This window comes from Vibrio orientalis CIP 102891 = ATCC 33934, from assembly GCF_000176235.1.
GTDB classification, from domain to species: domain Bacteria; phylum Pseudomonadota; class Gammaproteobacteria; order Enterobacterales; family Vibrionaceae; genus Vibrio; species Vibrio orientalis.
Genome location: NZ_ACZV01000004.1, coordinates 1,384,925 through 1,402,291 on the forward strand (window position 1 = coordinate 1,384,925; position 17,367 = coordinate 1,402,291).

The 17,367-nt window shown below is 45.6% G+C and carries 17 protein-coding genes; 6 read left to right on the forward strand and 11 right to left on the reverse strand.

Annotation, left to right across the window (positions count from 1 at the left end; translation table 11 throughout):
• Positions 1 to 5: 5 nt before the first annotated feature.
• Genes VIA_RS09685 through ectA form a run of 3 tightly spaced genes read right to left on the reverse strand, consistent with a single transcriptional unit; the run spans position 6 to position 2,246 of the window.
• Positions 6 to 392, reverse strand: coding sequence for an ectoine synthase (locus tag VIA_RS09685; RefSeq protein ID WP_004412782.1), 387 nt, complete (start codon positions 390 to 392; stop codon positions 6 to 8).
• A 14-nt stretch (positions 393 to 406) separates the two neighbouring features.
• Entirely contained in the window at positions 407 to 1,675 is a 1,269-nt protein-coding gene (gene ectB, locus VIA_RS09690) for a diaminobutyrate--2-oxoglutarate transaminase (RefSeq protein WP_004412783.1), read from the reverse strand.
• A gap of 34 nt (positions 1,676 to 1,709) precedes the next feature.
• Positions 1,710 to 2,246 (reverse strand): diaminobutyrate acetyltransferase, encoded by a 537-nt coding sequence (ectA, locus tag VIA_RS09695; RefSeq protein WP_004412784.1) that lies wholly within the window; start codon positions 2,244 to 2,246, stop codon positions 1,710 to 1,712.
• Between the two features lie 559 nt (positions 2,247 to 2,805).
• Here ectA and VIA_RS09700 point away from each other — a divergent pair.
• Positions 2,806 to 3,051, forward strand: coding sequence for a hypothetical protein (locus VIA_RS09700; protein WP_004412785.1), 246 nt, complete (start codon positions 2,806 to 2,808; stop codon positions 3,049 to 3,051).
• A 52-nt stretch (positions 3,052 to 3,103) separates the two neighbouring features.
• Complete coding sequence (locus VIA_RS09705; protein ID WP_004412786.1) at positions 3,104 to 3,793, forward strand: hypothetical protein; 690 nt, start codon at positions 3,104 to 3,106, stop codon at positions 3,791 to 3,793.
• Positions 3,794 to 3,799: 6 nt separating this feature from the next.
• Here the strand turns inward: VIA_RS09705 and VIA_RS09710 are convergent, their stop codons facing one another.
• The gene (locus VIA_RS09710; protein ID WP_004412787.1) at positions 3,800 to 4,414 is read right to left on the reverse strand and encodes a TetR family transcriptional regulator C-terminal domain-containing protein; all 615 of its coding nucleotides are present in this window, start codon (positions 4,412 to 4,414) and stop codon (positions 3,800 to 3,802) included.
• Positions 4,415 to 4,847: 433 nt separating this feature from the next.
• Between VIA_RS09710 and VIA_RS09715 the strand changes: the two genes are divergently transcribed.
• Genes VIA_RS09715 through fecE form a run of 4 tightly spaced genes read left to right on the forward strand, consistent with a single transcriptional unit; the run spans position 4,848 to position 8,492 of the window.
• The gene (locus VIA_RS09715; protein WP_004412788.1) at positions 4,848 to 5,747 is read left to right on the forward strand and encodes a Fe(3+) dicitrate ABC transporter substrate-binding protein; all 900 of its coding nucleotides are present in this window, start codon (positions 4,848 to 4,850) and stop codon (positions 5,745 to 5,747) included.
• A gap of 29 nt (positions 5,748 to 5,776) precedes the next feature.
• Positions 5,777 to 6,760, forward strand: a complete 984-nt coding sequence (locus VIA_RS09720; RefSeq protein WP_050778697.1) for a FecCD family ABC transporter permease — start codon at positions 5,777 to 5,779, stop codon at positions 6,758 to 6,760.
• Entirely contained in the window at positions 6,757 to 7,728 is a 972-nt protein-coding gene (locus VIA_RS09725) for a FecCD family ABC transporter permease (protein ID WP_004412791.1), read from the forward strand. Before VIA_RS09720 ends, VIA_RS09725 begins: the two co-directional genes overlap by 4 nt.
• Positions 7,728 to 8,492, forward strand: a complete 765-nt coding sequence (fecE, locus tag VIA_RS09730; RefSeq protein WP_004412793.1) for a Fe(3+) dicitrate ABC transporter ATP-binding protein FecE — start codon at positions 7,728 to 7,730, stop codon at positions 8,490 to 8,492. The genes VIA_RS09725 and fecE overlap by 1 nt, the downstream gene beginning before the upstream one ends.
• A gap of 100 nt (positions 8,493 to 8,592) precedes the next feature.
• Here the strand turns inward: fecE and tnaA are convergent, their stop codons facing one another.
• The 7 genes from tnaA to VIA_RS09760 form a co-directional block, all read right to left on the reverse strand.
• Positions 8,593 to 10,017 (reverse strand): tryptophanase, encoded by a 1,425-nt coding sequence (gene tnaA, locus VIA_RS09735; protein WP_004412794.1) that lies wholly within the window; start codon positions 10,015 to 10,017, stop codon positions 8,593 to 8,595.
• Positions 10,018 to 10,253: 236 nt separating this feature from the next.
• Complete coding sequence (gene tnaC, locus VIA_RS22655; protein WP_071816296.1) at positions 10,254 to 10,325, reverse strand: tryptophanase leader peptide; 72 nt, start codon at positions 10,323 to 10,325, stop codon at positions 10,254 to 10,256.
• A gap of 287 nt (positions 10,326 to 10,612) precedes the next feature.
• Entirely contained in the window at positions 10,613 to 12,271 is a 1,659-nt protein-coding gene (locus VIA_RS09740) for an amidohydrolase (protein ID WP_004412795.1), read from the reverse strand.
• A gap of 157 nt (positions 12,272 to 12,428) precedes the next feature.
• A complete protein-coding gene (locus tag VIA_RS09745; protein WP_004412796.1) occupies positions 12,429 to 13,565 on the reverse strand; it encodes a glycerate kinase in 1,137 nt (378 codons plus the stop codon).
• 9 nt (positions 13,566 to 13,574) lie between these two features.
• Complete coding sequence (locus tag VIA_RS09750) at positions 13,575 to 14,840, reverse strand: GntP family permease (RefSeq protein ID WP_004412799.1); 1,266 nt, start codon at positions 14,838 to 14,840, stop codon at positions 13,575 to 13,577.
• A 138-nt stretch (positions 14,841 to 14,978) separates the two neighbouring features.
• On the reverse strand, positions 14,979 to 16,121 hold the full coding sequence (locus tag VIA_RS09755) for a sugar diacid recognition domain-containing protein (protein WP_004412801.1): 1,143 nt from the start codon (positions 16,119 to 16,121) through the stop codon (positions 14,979 to 14,981).
• 345 nt (positions 16,122 to 16,466) lie between these two features.
• A complete protein-coding gene (locus VIA_RS09760; RefSeq protein WP_174269822.1) occupies positions 16,467 to 17,366 on the reverse strand; it encodes a 2-hydroxy-3-oxopropionate reductase in 900 nt (299 codons plus the stop codon).
• Between the last annotated feature and the right edge of the window lies 1 nt (position 17,367).

The following is a 17,367-nucleotide window of genomic DNA, read 5'->3' on the forward strand; positions in this document are numbered from 1 at the left end:
GAGAGTTAATCAATCAGCGGGTAAACGCCGTTTTCATCGTGCGTTTCTTTGCCTGTGATCGGCGGGTTAAACACACACGCCATCACCATTTCTTTCCCTTTGTAAGCACGAAGATAGTGTTCATCATGCTTGTCTAGAATGTAAAGTGTGCCTGGTTTGATTGGATAGGTTTCGCCACCAACCACTTCAATTTCACCCTCGCCACTCATACAAAAGACCGATTCCAAGTGATTCTGATAGTGGATATGCGTCTCTGTATTTTCAAAGATCGTTGTGATGTGAAATGAAAAGCCCATGTTGTCATCTTTAAGCAACATACGAACACTTTCCCATGTCTCTGACGCTACTCTACGCTCGCTGTCTCGGCACTCTTCTAATGTACGAACAATCATCTTTACTTCCCTAATTACGATGCTTTCTTAAACTGTTGTTGGATAACGATTTCAACCGCTCTCTGGAAAATCTCTAAACCTTGTTTCAGTTCGGATTCGGTAATGGTCAGGGGGGCAAAAAACTTGATGATCTCATCATCAGGACCTGCGGTTTCAATAACCAAACCATGCTCAAAACATGCTTTTGCTATCTCACCTGCTAATTCACCATTACAACACTCAATGCCAATCATCATTCCACGGCCTTTTTGTTTCACGAATAAACCGCGGTGTTGCGCTATGGTAGAGGCGATCACGTCTGATACTAAGGCTGAACAATTTGCAATGTGGTGTTCGAATGGCTGACTGTTAGCCCAATACGTCTCGATTGCTTTAGTCGCAGTAACAAAAGCATGATTATTGCCACGGAAGGTGCCGTTGTGCTCGCCAGGTTTCCAAATGTCGAGCTCAGGTTTCAACAATACAATCGCCATGGGTAAACCGTACCCACCGATCGACTTAGATAAAGTCACCATATCTGGCTTAATGCCCGCAGACTCAAAACTGAAGAAAGTGCCGGTACGTCCACACCCTGCTTGAATATCATCGACAATCAGTAGGATATCGTGTCGTTTGCAGAGGTCACTTAGACGCTGTAGCCACTCATTTGAAGCAACATTAAGTCCGCCTTCACCTTGGACAGTTTCCACCAACACAGCAGCAGGCATATCAATACCAGCGGAGTTATCTCTTAGCATTGTTTCAAACAGGCTAAGTCCATCAATATCGGCATAACCCTCGAAAGGAATACGTGTGACATTGTTAAGACTCACTCCCGCACCTTGTCGGTGATGTTGGTTGCCCGTTGCCGCCAAAGCACCCGCTGTACAACCATGAAAACCATTGGTGAAAGCAACAATTGAACTGCGGCCTTTTGCTTTTCGAGCCAGTTTCAGTGCAGCTTCAACGGCGTTGGTACCCGTTGGCCCAGTAAACTGAATTTTGTAGTTGAGATCTCTAGGCTCAAGAATATGGTTTTGTAGCGCGGTAAGAAACTCAGCCTTGGCACCTGAATGCATGTCGAGTCCATGCGTAATACCATCTGACTCAATGTAATCGAGCAAAGCTTGCTTAAATATCGGGTTGTTATGGCCATAGTTAAGTGAACCAGCTCCAGCAAGAAAGTCTAAGTACTTGTCCCCTGACTCGGTTTCGAGCCAACAACCTTTCGCTTTAGTGAATACCACTGGGAAGCTGTTGCAATAAGAACGTACGTTTGATTCTTGCTTATGAAAAATATCCATGATTAGACCGTTTATTTATCCTTTAATTGGCGTGTTATCTATTGAGTGGGATGCGATACAAATACTCCGTATCATGCTTCCCTTTAAAATGTGTCGTGTGATCGAGAAATGTTGAAACGCTGCCTTGCTGACCATTTTGCGTATCGACCTTTTTGAATAGTGCCCAAGACGCCCCGTTATCACGGGTAATCGTCGTTTCAATCGCTTTAACCCCCTGCAAAGCCTCTCTTGATAGAAGCGCTCTGAGCATTTGGTGCGCAAGCCCTTTGCCACGATGTTTTGGAGAAACTGCAACCTGCCAGACGAAAAGAGTGGTTGGGTCTTCAGGTTTTAGGTAACCAGAAATAAAGCCAGATACTTCGCCATCATAACGAGCGATCAAGCACGTTTTGCTAAAGTGAGTAGACTGCAAAAAATTACAATAGGAAGAATTAGTATCAAGTGGTGGGCATTGTGCGATGAGGTTAAAGATGTCATCACCATCATCTGCGCTAGGTTCGCTGAAAGAACCATGTTTTTCGGTTTCTCCCCCTATCTCAGGGAAAGCCACCCAGGGAGCTGAAACGATCATAGGAATGTGCATTTACTTTGTACTCTAAACAAAATTCACATCTATTATCGCTCTAAACATGCTCCAAAAAGCAACATTTAGTCGAGAAATGCCACACAAATATGAGCCACGTCACATTAAAACACCAAAAACCAAACACCACCACTTGTTAGAACACTAACATTTAGAGTTATTAGGATTATTGAGGCCAAATAAATTGCTAGGCCGAGTTCAAATAACTAATCACTCGTGCAACTAAAGTTCACAGCAATGATCCAAACACAAGAAAGAGGGAGCAAACCATTAACAATCAAAAACTTAATGATTAGCCATTTGAAGGGCAGGTTAATGCTAAATTAACCAATTTAATTTAATTAAGTGCCTTGGGGGTATGAACGCAGCCAATAATGCGATTTATTAATTAGAGTACAAATAAAAATTAGGCAGGGTTGAATCAGTCGGCTGCACGGTATTAGCAAGAAGCAGATAGACCTGACTGCGAGCAAAATGAAGCCCTGAATTAGAGAAAAGTCCGCTAACGTGTACAATCACATATCCACCACTCATTTGGATACCCACTATGACCGACGAATCTTTTGAGCATGCTCTGGGCTTTCACTACCAGGCAAGTGCCAATAATGTTCATATCTCTCGCAATGGATTAACCGTCACAACGTTAAGAGGCAAAACGGCTCAAGACTTCATGGTTAAAATTGCGGATATGAACGACAATGACGGCCAACAGCTCATGGCACGGGTCACGGGCAACTACAAACGTGGCAACGAAAAAAACGCCAAATCCAAACAGAACAATAAATACCGCTAGCTAGTTTAAGCATGTTGAACTAATAGCAATACAAAGCGAGAAAAAGAACGACATGGAATTAAGTCAACGCCTTACACACGCTCTCAACAATAACCTTCGCTGGTGCCAAACCGTTGCAGAATTGCATAACATTCCCCATGAGGCACAAGCATCACTGTGGCGATCACAGCAAGCGATGCCAACGTTTTTTCCTAACCTAGTGACCTTAAGCCCCGAACTGACAACGGATGAACTACAAAATGTGCTGCCTCAAAGCGGCGCTTATTTCATTAAAGACAGTTTTGCCACAATGAAGCTCGAAGGAGATGAGTTCATTAAGTTATTTGATGCGCAGTGGTATTGCGCACCGGCGTTACTCGACCATGGTAAACAGCAAAGCGGAATCGAAATCACAGAAGTAATCGATGCAGCGCAGTTAAAGCAATGGGAGTCGCTATGGCGTGGAGAAGAGACATTTGACCGCATCTACACCAATGCATTCTTAGACAATAAAGCGACCCGGTTCTTTACCGCCTCTGACGGTGAAGAGATCGCGGGTATCACGAGCTTTTATGATGCGCAGTCAATTGGTATTTATAACCTATGGGGTAATGCCACACTGTTGCCTGAACTTATCAGCCATATTAAGCCGCTCTACCCGAGCTCTATGATTGTGGGTTACGGCGATGAAGAGGAAGTGAAGCGGTTACAAAGCGTGGAGTTCGAGGCGCTTGCACCACTCTCCGTTTGGGGACGCTTTTAAGCTTAATTAAGCATTGCTCTTAACACCGCACCCTTTGATCACAAGCTGGGTAATAAACTGCGCAGCTTGTCGATAATCTTCACCATCAAGCGCTTCTTTCTGCATAACATTACAAATTTGCCAGCCAAAGTCTGCATACGTCTGAGTCGCAGCCCAAATGGTGAACATGAGGTGATGTGGCGGCACATCATCCATCAAACCTTGCTGTGACCAAGTAGAGAACTTGTCGATGATCATTTGCGATTGTTTAAATAGTTCATTTGCAATGTCTTCTGGCAGAACCTTAGCTCCTGACATTACCTCATTGGCGAATACCTTAGAAGCGTAAGGATGCTCTTGCGAGATACGAAGTTTGGCTTCGATATATTGGCTAAGAGCTTCAACGGGGTCGGTGAGTTCTTCAATCGGGCGAGAGGCTTCTAACAAAGGCTGTGTAACGGTTTGCAATACCGCATAATAGAGCTTGTCTTTAGAGCTGAAATAGTAGAATACGTTCGCTTTGGCAATGTCTGCCGCCTTGGCAATATCAGCGATTTTGGTTGCTGCATAACCGTTTAGCGCAAAGTGTTCACTGGCAACGTCGATAATCAGTTCCTGATTTTTCTGCCTAATGCGAGTCATCCGAGATCCTTATAGTTCCTACTCTGCTCCAGTGTAAGCATTATATATCTGATGACAAGCCCTATACGTTGGAGACGCCTTACAGCTCTTAGAAAGCAGTCATCATTCAATTACACAAGTTGCTGAACTAACAGACTTTGGCTCTGAGAGCATCTATAGGAAGAACTTTAAAACGGAATTCGATGTCTCTCCATCGGAATGGCGAGCGCACTTCCAAGGGAAAGATAAGCTTAAACGGTAATTCCCTCTTGGAGAAATTACCATTTAAGTAGCCATAAAAAGTAACTTGCAACTACCAGTATTGATATTGGTTATCATTTAAATTAGCATTCGTTATTAATATTTTGCTACAAATTCGTTTGATATATGACGAAATGCGTAGCAACGGACTACGCTCTGTCCGCTACTGTTTTAATATTAATGGAATGATTTAATGAACCGACTCAAGCAACTCTCCTCACTCCTGTTAGCAGCAATGCTTTCATTTGGTGTCACCGCACAAGAACAGCGCTCTGTCGTTGATGAAAAAGGCACATTCGCTATCACTGGTACTCCAACGCGAGTTGTGGCACTTGAATACTCATTTGTTGATGCTCTTGCTTCAGTCGGTGTCTCGCCTGTTGGGGTGGCCGATGACAAAGATGTTAATCGCATCCTTAAGTCAATTCGCGATCAGATCTCTCCTTGGACCTCAGTCGGTATGCGCCCTCAGCCCAGTTTAGAGATCATTGCTCAGCTTAAACCCGATCTCATTATCGCCGACGTACAACGTCACTCTCCTGCCTATGATGATCTATCAAAAATCGCACCGACCTTGATTTTAAAAAGCCGTGGCGAAAACTATCAAGAGAACCTTGAAGCAGCATTAAAGATCGGTATCGTTCTTAACAAAGAAGCGGAAATGAAGCAGCGTATTAACCAGCACAAATCATTGATGGCCGAATACAAAACCAAGTTCTCTAGCCAACAAACCATGCAATTTGCGGTTGTAACACAAAAAGGCATGTGGATGCATGGTCCGGAATCTTATGCGGGTAGCGTATTAACTAACCTTGGCATTCAAAGCCCAATGCCACAAGAGACTAAAAAAGCCTACGTTGAAGTAAGCTTAGAGCAGCTGTTAAAAGTAAATCCAGATTGGTTGTTACTTGGTCCATACAGCGATGAAACCATCGCCGATACTTGGCAGAAAAACCCACTATTCAATCTACTTAACTCTCAAAAGCAACAACAAATTATCACGGTCTCCCCTCAAGTTTGGTCCCTCAACCGTGGCATGAATGCCGCTGAAGAAATCGCACAAAACCTCGATACGATTCTTAATAAATCATGATCGAAAAAACGACGTTCCCCCGGCAGCGTATGCTACTGGGGTGTTTGACTGCCGCCTTCATACTGATGGCAGGTACCATCTCATCAATGGTTAGCTACTCTTCTTTCGAGCTAACCATTGGTCACCTAACCAACTACCTATTTCACTTTGATAGTTCAAGCATGGAGCAGCAGATCCTAGCGACGCTAAGGGCGCCGAGAGTGCTCACCTCGATGTTGATTGGCGTTAACCTCGCGATAGCAGGGCTGTTAATGCAAGGTCTAACAGCGAACCCGTTAGCGTCTCCAAGCATCTTGGGTATCAATGCCGGCGCTTCATGCTTTATCGCTTTAACCTCGATGAACCTGGCTTTCTTACCTGAGCTCCCACTCTCTATTAGTGCTCTACTTGGCGGAACGCTAAGTGGCCTGTTGGTGTTATCACTCGGCGGTTTTTTCAGTGCGAAGTCTCATCCTATTAAACTCATTCTTGCCGGTATTGCAGTCAATGCTCTGCTTATTGGCGTGACACGAAGTGCGCTGATTCTGGCAGATGATATGGCCTATAGTGTTTTGACTTGGCTAGCGGGCTCTATCTCCAACATTACTTGGCAAGATTGGGGCACCTTTTGGCCAGTGAGCTTAGTCGGTATTGTGATTACTGTCAGCCTTGCCCGCAGCTTAAATTTACTGGCGCTGGGCGATGATATTGCCGTTGGTCTGGGTGTGAATATTTCCAAAACTCGGCTGATCACTTGTATAGCGATTTTACTGCTTACCACCTCGAGTGTCGCGATTGCGGGCCCAATCGCTTTTGTTGGTCTATTGGTGCCCCACATCGCACGTAAATTAGTTGGTAGCAACCATTTCATTTTGATCCCTACTTCAGCTCTCGTCGGAGCAAGTTTACTCCTGTGGTCTGACGTAATTTCTAGAATGGTCGCCTTTCCTGCTGAAACCCCTGTTGGTGTTATCACTGCACTCATTGGCTCACCATTTTTCATTGCTCTGGCCGTAAGGAGTAAAATGTCATGATTCAGCTTAAAGTCTCAATGTTAGTCGGCACTTTACTGATTTGTGCTATCGGTAGCCTGTTTATTGGCGGTACACCGCTAGAATCGAGCGCGGTTATCGACACGCTATGGAACGGCGGCGATCTTAACTTTATCGTCAATGAATACCGTCTACCTCGATTTTTACTTGCGATCGGTGTGGGGGTTGGACTTGGAGTTTCAGGCGCATTAATTCAAGGTGTCTTGCGCAACCCACTTGCTTCTCCAGATCTAATGGGGATTAGTGCCGGTACAGGTTTTGCTGCAACGCTCCTCTTAGTTTACATCCCGGATGCCTCCCTGCCACTACTCGCCAGTGTTGCGATCTCTGGAGGAATTGCAGCAGCCATTTTCATCCTTGCCATTGCCTACAAATACAACCCAACTCCGGCTCGTTTAGCACTTATCGGCATCGCTATTAGTGCGTTTATTTCAAGTGGTATCGATTTTCTACTCATCGTCCATCCAGTTGAAATTAATACCGCTATGGTATGGCTAACTGGCAGTTTATGGGGGCGAAACTGGTCTCAGATGCCCCTTATTTGGGTCAGCTTAGCCTGCTTGATTCCTTGCGCGATGTATCTTGCTTGGCGACTCGATCTTATGGGTTTGGGAGAGGAAGCGGCAACAACCGTGGGAGCGCAACCTGAGCGTACCCGTTTTATCGCCCTAATCTTGTCTGTACTGCTGGCCAGTGTCAGCGTTGCGGTGTGCGGGACCATTAGTTTTGTTGGCTTACTCTCTCCGCATTTAGCCAGACTGCTGTTTGGTCACAACCACAAGCTACTACTCCCAATGTCAGGCGTAATTGGTGCGTTGCTGGTGGTGATCGCCGATACACTCGCTCGTGGTATCGATCCGCCGCTTGAACTCCCTGCCGGCGTTCTTACGTCATTAATTGGCGCACCTTATTTCATCTTTTTGCTGCAGCGTTACCAAGGTTGGAAATAATGATTAAAACCCAGCAACTGTGTGTCTCTTATGGTAAAGACACTGTCATTGAGAACTTAGACCTTGAGATCCCTGAAGGTAAAATCACCGCACTTATTGGCCCCAACGGCAGTGGAAAATCAACGCTACTCAAAACCTTGTGCCGAATTAACAAGGGGTTTGTCGGCCATCTGTCTGTATTTGATAAACCGATTCAACACTACGCCGATAAAGAGCTCGCCAAGTACATCTCTTTGCTTCCTCAGGTGCTGACTACACCTGAAGACATCACGGTTCGTCGATTGGTCGAGTATGGCCGTTCGCCGTATTTGTCCTACTGGGGAAAGCTGACACAAGACGATCATCAAAAAGTCGATAAGGCGATAGAAGAAACACAAATTCAGTCGCTGGTTGATAAGAAAGTGGATGCGCTCTCTGGGGGGCAACGACAGAGAGTTTGGATAGCGATGGTTCTTGCTCAGGACACTCCAATAGTCATGCTTGATGAGCCAACCACTTACCTAGACTTATCTCACCAAGTTGAACTGATGAAGTTGATTCAAAAGCTCAACGCGAAAGGGAAAACCATTATTGTTGTGCTCCACGACTTAAACCAAGCCTGTCGCTACTGCGATCACTTGGTGGTACTGAAATCAGGAAAAGTCGCCACAACGGGATCACCTGAACACGTCTTTACCGAATCACTGCTACGAGATGTTTTCGATCTCGACGCGGTTGTTATGTCGGATCCGATCTCAAATAAGCCGATGTGTATTAATCTATAAGCCTTGGCGAAAAATAGCCATTACGCCTAACAAAAAATGGCCACGTTATGTGGTAAACAGGCAAAAAAACGCAGCTTATTGAAAGCTGCGTTATTAATATTTATTTGCTGTCCACTTCTTTTAATCGTGCGGTAAAGTGACGCAACACTTCGGGCTCATATTCGAAGTCGAGCCCTTTGACGTTTTCAGCGTTGGCTTTCACTTGCTCAAAGGCTTCAATAATGAAGTCCATATGCGTTTGCGTGTAGGTCGCGCGCGGGATCGTTAGGCGCATCAGTTCAGCAGGACATGGCATTTGCTCCCCCGTCGCAGGATCGCGTCCAAGCAACAGTGAACCAATTTCGACAGCGCGTATACCGGCAACCTTGTATAGCTCACAAGCCAATGCATGCGCAGGGAACTGATGGGATGGGATATGAGGTAACAACTTACCTGCATCAACAAATGCAGCATGACCACCCGCTTGTTGGCAAACCACGCCAATGGCTTCTAAACCTTCAACCAAATACTGCACCTGACTGATACGATACGCTAACCATTCCTGACGCATGCCATCGTATAGGCCGACCGCCAAACGCTCCATTGCACCGCCTTCTAAGCCACCATAGGTAGGGAAGCCTTCTTGCACGACACACAAGGTGCGACACTCGTTATAAACGTCGAGCATGCTGTCATTTTTAAAGCACAACAAGCCACCCATTTGCACCATGGCATCTTTTTTCGCAGACATGGCCAGCGCGTCGGCATACTTATAGCTTTCGCGAGTAATCTGCTCAATACTCCAATCTTGGTAACCCGATTCACGCTGTTGAATAAAGTAGGCGTTTTCAGCAAAGCGCGCTGAGTCCATAATCACCGGAATATCATAGCGCTGAGCAATCTCATACACTGCTTTCAAGTTAGCGATGGATACAGGCTGTCCACCCGAAGAGTTACAAGTGATCGTACTAACAATATAAGGTACGTTTTGAGCGCCTACTTCTAATATTGCGTGCTCAAGCTTTTCTAGGTCAAAGTTACCCTTAAAGTCGGCATTAACCGCGGTATCAAACGCTTCTTCGGTATAGACATTTTTTGCAACACAACAATTAATTTGCGTATGTCCCTGAGTGGTATCAAAGAAGTAATTAGATAGAGCCACCATTTTATTGCGATCGAGGCCTTTCTCTTTTTCACGCTTTTTAATCAGTACTGGAATGTAAATTTGCTCAGCGCCACGTCCTTGGTGGGTAGGAATCGTATGCTGGTAGCCAAAGATATCGCTGACTGCATCTGCTAAGGCGAAGTAACTGCGACTACCGCTGTAGGCCTCATCTCCTCTCAGCATTGCAGCTTGCATTTCCTGGGTAATCGCGCCTGTGCCACTATCGGTGAGAAGATCAATAAACACATCATCACTATTAAGAAGAAACGGGTTCATCCCTGCTTTTAAAATTGCCTGTTCACGATATTCTCTGGTGGTACGTTTTACAGGTTCAATAACACGAATACGAAATGGTTCTGGGAGATGTTTGAAATTTTCCATGAATAATCCCTAATATATAAGTATAGCTTTCACTCTCTACCAAATAATTTATTCAGAAAAGATTTAGTCTATTATTCCCAGACAAAACCGTACCTTGGATATATAAATCCAAAATATAATTAAACTGGAAAATGAACCCATACGTTAGATCATCAACAAACACCTATAACAAAGACAGGTGAGTCAATATCGATAATGTGATGGGTTATGTGCACGAGGCGTGCGAAGGCTATAACTTAATGAGGGAAGAATAGTGCAATTTTATAATCGAGGGTAAACCAAACACTAGAATTATTGTATTTTTTCATGTTACCTCCTTATTGATAATAAAATGCTACAGTAACAAGTTAAAGATAATCATAATTCATATAATTGGTAATTTTTAAATTCATCAAATGTGACACTGTCGACAAAATAATGACCATGGTAAAGAGAGTAGCAATAGTAGCCATGAAGGGGCCTACAAAATTCAGGCTATTCATTACCCATCAATAAGCTAATGAAACAATGACATTAGTTGCAATAAATAAAGTTTCACATTAAACAAGTTAGACAGCAAGCCAATTCAATTATTGGCTAACCCCTATTCGCCAGATTACTCAAATACCACCTTACCTCTAACGATCGTCATCCAAACCTCCGTTGCTTTAATTTCCTCAGGAGGTAACAAGGTAATGTCACGGGATAACACCGCAAAATCCGCCGACTTGCCTACATCAATCGAGCCTGTAACCTCCTCAATCCCCAAACTCTTCGCTGCATTGATAGTGTACGCCTCGAGCGCAGCAATAGAGTCTGGCAACCCAGTATCTCCCATAATAATACTATTGCCGATACCAATGAGTGGATTAATATCATGAACATTCCAATCACTGCTTAAGGTAACGTTAGCACCAGTGTCGAATAATACTTTTAGGTTCATCAACGCACGTGTACGCTTTGCTCCTAAGAACGCTTCAGCCCATTGATGTTCATGATAAGCGACATAATCAGAACCCACTTGGAAATCAGCCGTCACATTCAGCTGGGCAAAGCGAGGAAGGTCTTTAGAGTTAACTAGCTCTACATGAGTTAAAGTGTAATCTTTCTCGCTACCTTGCTCACGGACAGACTCAATCGCATCCAATGATTCACGAATGGCTCCATCACCAATCGCATGAATGTGCGCCCCATATCCGATTTTGTCGAGCTCCTTAAGCCACTTCGACATTGCTTTAGGTTCAATATAATTAAGCCCGTATGGCTCATCAGGAATGTAAGTAAAAAGGTAGGGGGCCAGCGTCTTTGCGGTACCGTTAATTAAGATCCCATCACTGTACATTTTGACCTGATCCACCAGCAATAACTGAGCGCTATCCTCCGAGTGAATTGATTTTAGGTATTTTAACTGTGCTGGCATTGGCTCGGTGGGATAGATCCAAGGCCTTAATGACACGCGCGCGGTTAAATCACCATTTTGTTCTGCTTTCTTCCAAACTTCGTACCAACCTCGTTTCCAATACAGGCGTCCATCACCTACGGTGGTAATCCCGTATGCTCTTGCCTGCTCCAATCCTTGCATCAACCCTTGGTAACTTTGCTCAAATTGATCGCGTAAGCTGTTCCACGCAAGCTCAACAACAAGATCACCCGCGTTATCGAGTAAGATCCCAAGCAGCTCGCCAGTCTCTTCATCCTTTAATATCTTGCCCCCTTGTGGATCTGGGGACTCTCTTGTGATGCCTGCTTGCCTTAACGCCGCAGAGTTAACCCACATCGAGTGAGACGTTTGCTCCATAAAAATCACAGGCTGTTCAGGAAATATAGAGTCAATCACTTGCAGTGGCGTGCTGCCATCTTCATCGGCGAGTATGGATTCAATAGAAAAGCCATACCCCATGATCCACTCACCTCGTGGGGTCTGCTTTCGGCACGCTTTAAGGTAAGAAACTTGACCTCGTAGCCCTTCATCAAGACTTAATTCGCATTGAGAGCCTGCATCTGAAGCAGCTTCGAAGACATGATTATGGTTATCGATAAAACCGGGAGAGACAAAACCGCCTTGCAGATCAATAAGGTTGGTCGAATCATCAATAAGAGCATCCATCTCTTCAGTATTTCCCACCTGCAGAATTTTACCATCGGTGACAGCAACGGAATTGGCGTTTGAATGTCCGTAAATCACCCCGTTGGTTAAGAGCATATCTGCAACTTGTGCAGAGAATGCAGGAACGCTCACCGTCAGACCTAACGCTATCGCCAACCTACCTTTCATCGCTTAACTCCTTTTCTGCGCCAATCACACCAATAGCTCAAGTATAAGGGGATAATAGCAGTGAGGTATTCAATAAACCGCCCCTTGGAAATCTTTCTGATAAACACATACAAAAACGGCCGCTAACTAGCGGCCGTTTACAGTGTAAAATCGCAATTTATTTGAACGTCATCGCCAACGCTGCAGCGACATTGCGAGAAGTCATCTCGACATTAAACGCCGCTTCTTTAAGTGCCGTTGGCAAGTCTGTGGCCCCGAGTACAACGCTATATACCGCATCTAAACCGTGGTCGTGAACCACTCGACAGTCTTTAGCAGTGCTACCTGCAATGCCAATGACAGGTAGGTTATAGAGCTTAGCCGTGCGCGCCACACCAATTGGCGTTTTGCCATGAATGGTTTGGCTATCAATGCGTCCTTCCCCAGTAATCACTAAGTCAGCATCTTTGACCACTTCCGCCAGATTCACCGCATCCATCACGATATTAATACCAGGACGAAGCGTTGCATCAAACAAACCGAGTAACGCAGCACCAAGACCACCTGCTGCGCCCGCTCCCGATTGATGAATCACATCTTTACCGTTAGTTTGTCGAATCACGTCAGCATAGTGCGCAAGATTGGCATCTAACTGCTCGATCATCTTCGGCGTCGCGCCTTTTTGTGGGCCAAATACATGTGAAGCGCCTTTCGGTCCGCACAATGGGTTATCTACATCACAAGCGACTTCAAGCTGAACGCTCTCTAAGCGCGGATCTAAGTCTGACAGATCAATAGCAGCCAGCTTTTCAAGCGCACCGCCACCGTAGGCTAACTCTGCACCTTGCGCATCTTGCAAGCGAGCACCTAAGGCCTGAGCCATACCAATACCACCATCATTGGTCGCACTGCCGCCAATACCAACAATGATGTGTTTCACTCCAGCATCAAGCGCGGCTTTAATCAGTTCACCGGTACCATAGGTGGTCGTCAACAAAGGGTTACGCTTTTCTGGTTCAACCAAATGAAGACCAGAAGCGGCCGCCATCTCAATCACAGCGGTAGAGCCGTCACCCAATAAACCATAGAAGCCCTCAACAGGTTGGCCTAAAGGCCCTGTCACTGTTGCTGTCACAACGCGGCCAGCCGTCGCATCCACTAGGGATTGAACCGTCCCTTCACCGCCATCGGCCATTGGTAACTTAACAAATTCTGCGTCTGGCATGATCTCTTTAAAGCCGTTTTCAATCGCAGTCGCCACTTCCATAGCAGTTAAACTTTCTTTGTACGAATCAGGAGCAATTACAATTTTCATCTTCAATCCTTAAACAAATAAACCAAACACACCGAACATCATGGTTGAGACAAAGGCGATCATCAGACCGACCGCAGACTCGTACGGAATTAACTTTAGACGTTCGCGAATATCCATATGTACTGCACCACCAGTTGCGTGGAAGAAGCTACCATGTGGCATGTGATCGAGAACCGTAGCGCCCGAGTGAATCATTGCTGCGCCTGCTAGTGCTGGCACACCAAGCTCTAAAATTGTGCCGCTAAACACGCTTGATGCGACCGCAGTACCCGCTGTTGTTGACGCGGTAGCTAAAGCCATCATTGCACCTGAAATTGGCGCAAGTAAGAATGAAGGCAAGCCCGACGCTGTCAGTACGTCAATCAACCCATCTTTGAGGCCTGAGTTAGCAATAATGCCTGCTAATGTACCTGTACCAAGTAACATCACAGCGACCGGAGCCATACGGCTAAGACCGGCTACAGCAAAGTGGTTTGTATCGGCAAAGCGCCCCATCACAACCGCACCAATTAGGCCACCTAAAGGAAGTGCAATTAATGGGTCAACATTAATGCCTGCGATTGGGCGTAACGAGAGCAGTGCAATCGCCACTAATGGCGCTACGATAGCGGCCTTGAAGGCTGGTAAGCGTGAGTGATCCACTTCCACCACTTCACATGCATCCACTTTCGAGCCTTTATTCACTAGCTTTTTAGCGATGAAGTAAGCCAGCACCAAACCACATAAACCCGGAATCACACCAGCCGCCATCACTGAAGTGAGTGGAACGTTAAACGCATCTGCCGCCGCAATCGCATTTGGGTTTGGTGACATCACGTTACCCGCTTTACCGCCACCAACCATGGCAAGCAAGATTGCGGTTTTTGAGATATCGGCACGGCGCGCGATGGCTAATGCTATTGGGGCAACCGTGATCACTGCAACGTCAACAAATACGCCGACCGCAGTCAAAATCATGGTGGCAATGGCCAGTGCAAGAAGGGCGCGTGTTTCACCCACTTTTTTCACTATTGTTTCAGCAATTGAGGTGGCCGCACCAGACTCAATCAAGACTCCCGCTAACACACCAGCAGCCAAAATTCGCAGTACCGCCGTAACGATGCCTTGCGCACCACCAATCATCAGTGAAACCGTGTCGGTCAGTGATACGCCACCGACAACACCACCAATTAAGGCACCAATGATCATGCCATACGCAGGTGGCACTTTTTTCAAAATAAGGGCAATGGCGACGACCAAAGCGGTCAACGCACCAAGGGTAGTGACTTCTATCATTTTGTTGTTATTTCCGATTATTTTGTGAACTGCCTGAAGAGTAAGAGCAGAGACAAATAAATTCTTTATGCAAAATGACAGATTTATTGTTTTCTAAAATGGATTGGTTTGTGCGTTTGCACAAAAACCATCAAATAATCACACACATTTCAGGGCTAAATACAGTTGAACTTTATTGTCTAACTTATTGATTTTCAATGATGTAACTTCTTCTATCTTATCAAGACGGTAGCGCAATGTATTACGATGAATATGGAGTGCTGCACAGGTTTGAGCCAGATCGCAATCCTGAGCAAAAAATTCTATTAACGTCTTAACCAGAACCCCTTTGCTATCGTGCTGTTGCAGGACTTCAACAGGATGACTGATTTGCTTTCGACGCCATTCATCTTGTTTTAAGTTATCTATCAAAACAGAGAGCTTATGCTCCTGATAAAACAAAATCGCTTGTTTAGTTCCATCACTGCAGGCTAAGGTCGCTTTAGCCGTTTCATAAGAGCGCGATAATCCAGCAAGACCCGGGAAATACTCACCCATCGCTATTTTCACAGTGAAGTCCGCCTCTTGAGCGATCCGTTTGAGCAGGCGTTTAACCCGCTTTTTCTCTTCGGTTTTGCTCCAGGTATTGTCGACTAAAGTCACAGGCTTAAGGACAACAACTTCGTTCTGAGAAACAGACACAATACCAACAATATTGTCTCGCTCAGGGTATTCCAGTAAATGCACCAATTTTTGCAATTGCTCTAAAGTCAAAGGTTGGCCCTGCTTAGGTATTACCTTTACAGTGGCGGCAATCCTTGGCTGTGATAAATCCAAATCCAATCGCTCTGCAATCGACAATAACTGGGTTTCATTTAGTGTAGAGCCCTGTATCAACTGCAGCAGTAACTCTTCTCTATGACGTTTGTTCCACTGAATCTGAGCCATTAAATCAGCTTGCTCGACAATCAGCTCAGCCGTCATCTTAACTAGCTCACCGTAACGTCTAACATCTTCAGGTTTTCCTGAAATGCCCACTACACCGATAACGCAATCTTGATGTAAGATGGGTAAGTTAATCCCCTCTTTTACACCAATCAAAGTACTCGCAACCGTATGGTTGATTTCAACAGTGCGGTTATCATGTATCGCTAGTAATGCCCCTTCATGGGTGCGATGTAAACGAGCGGGATCGCTTGAACCAATTATCTGTCCATTCTCGTCCATCACGTTGACAGGAAACTGGATGATCTTTGTCGCGCGCTCAACGATTTGTCTTGCGATTAACGTATTTAACTGCATCTCTTTTATTTCTCGAAGCCCTACTCTTCACTAGGATTAACATAGCACACCTGCCCTAGCGTTTTATTGCGCCAACAGTGCATGGCGTAGAGTAACCAAGAAAAAATCCCGAAGTAAGTCCACTAGGTGCCTGCTAAGACGGAGCCCGAGGATGCTCCTACCTATTGTCTTACAACGGGAACGCGTACAAAAGGAGACGAAAAACTACGCGATTTAATACCAATCTAACGAACATCCCTACTATGGAGTCACCTTGATTGGTACAGTTATTGAGGTGGTAGGGAGAGGAGTCCTAACCACCCCAGACGGAAACTAACCTAAAGAGTTAATTTCAGCGTTCTAACCTTAGTCTCGGATTGAGTGGTTCGAACGCTTCTCGATTGCCTTAATCAGTGCAGAGTGATCCCAATCTTGGCCACCTAGCGCTGCGCAATCTTCAAATAGCTCTTGCGCCGTTTGCGTGTTTGGTAGTGCCACTTCGAGCTCTTTCGCACCGGTTAGGGCCAAATCAAGGTCCTTTTGGTGAAGAGAGATTCTAAAGCCAGGATCAAATGTGCCTTCGATCATACGCTCGCCGTGTACTTCTAGAATCTTTGAGCTAGCAAAGCCACCTAATAGTGCTTGACGAACGCGTGCTGGATCTGCGCCTGCTTTCGAAGCAAATACAAGCGCTTCTGATACCGCTTCAATGTTAAGCGCAACGATGATTTGGTTAGCCACTTTACATGTCTGACCCGCACCGTTTTCACCCACAAGTGTGATATTTTTGCCCATCACCTCGAACAAAGGACGCGCCTTGTCGAATGCTTGTTGTGACCCACCGACCATGATGCTTAGTGCCGCGTTGATCGCGCCAACTTCACCACCAGATACTGGAGCATCAAGGTATTGTGCGCCGCTTTCATTAACACGAGCCGCAATCGCCTTCGTTGCCATTGGCGAGATAGAGCTCATGTCGATAACCAGTTTACCTTCAGCATCGCCTGCATTGAGGCCAGCTTCGACACCGTTGTCACCAAATAGCACATCTTCAACTTGAGGTGTGTTTGGCACCATTAAGATAACCACATCCGCTGCTTCAGTTGCGGCTTGAGCAGAATTCACCACCTGAGCACCTGCATCAACAAGGTCCTTTGGTGCTGGGTTAAAGTGATCAGACAACACCAACTCATAGCCTGCTTTTTGTAGATTCGCGGCCATTGGGCGGCCCATGATACCTGTACCAATAAATGCAATTTTCATAATC

Bases quoted from the DNA above. Each gene is read 5' to 3' on its own strand.
- VIA_RS09740 (WP_004412795.1), bottom strand. From the start codon at position 12,271: ATGAAAGGTAGGTTGGCGATAGCGTTAGGTCTGACGGTGAGCGTTCCT.
- tnaA (WP_004412794.1), bottom strand. From the start codon at position 10,017: ATGGAAAATTTCAAACATCTCCCAGAACCATTTCGTATTCGTGTTATT.
- VIA_RS09745 (WP_004412796.1), bottom strand. From the start codon at position 13,565: ATGAAAATTGTAATTGCTCCTGATTCGTACAAAGAAAGTTTAACTGCT.
- fecE (WP_004412793.1), top strand. From the start codon at position 7,728: ATGATTAAAACCCAGCAACTGTGTGTCTCTTATGGTAAAGACACTGTC.
- VIA_RS09720 (WP_050778697.1), top strand. From the start codon at position 5,777: ATGCTACTGGGGTGTTTGACTGCCGCCTTCATACTGATGGCAGGTACC.
- VIA_RS09725 (WP_004412791.1), top strand. From the start codon at position 6,757: ATGATTCAGCTTAAAGTCTCAATGTTAGTCGGCACTTTACTGATTTGT.
- ectA (WP_004412784.1), bottom strand. From the start codon at position 2,246: ATGATCGTTTCAGCTCCCTGGGTGGCTTTCCCTGAGATAGGGGGAGAA.
- VIA_RS09715 (WP_004412788.1), top strand. From the start codon at position 4,848: ATGAACCGACTCAAGCAACTCTCCTCACTCCTGTTAGCAGCAATGCTT.
- VIA_RS09685 (WP_004412782.1), bottom strand. From the start codon at position 392: ATGATTGTTCGTACATTAGAAGAGTGCCGAGACAGCGAGCGTAGAGTA.
- ectB (WP_004412783.1), bottom strand. From the start codon at position 1,675: ATGGATATTTTTCATAAGCAAGAATCAAACGTACGTTCTTATTGCAAC.
- VIA_RS09705 (WP_004412786.1), top strand. From the start codon at position 3,104: ATGGAATTAAGTCAACGCCTTACACACGCTCTCAACAATAACCTTCGC.
- VIA_RS09750 (WP_004412799.1), bottom strand. From the start codon at position 14,840: ATGATAGAAGTCACTACCCTTGGTGCGTTGACCGCTTTGGTCGTCGCC.
- VIA_RS09710 (WP_004412787.1), bottom strand. From the start codon at position 4,414: ATGACTCGCATTAGGCAGAAAAATCAGGAACTGATTATCGACGTTGCC.
- VIA_RS09700 (WP_004412785.1), top strand. From the start codon at position 2,806: ATGACCGACGAATCTTTTGAGCATGCTCTGGGCTTTCACTACCAGGCA.
- VIA_RS09755 (WP_004412801.1), bottom strand. From the start codon at position 16,121: ATGCAGTTAAATACGTTAATCGCAAGACAAATCGTTGAGCGCGCGACA.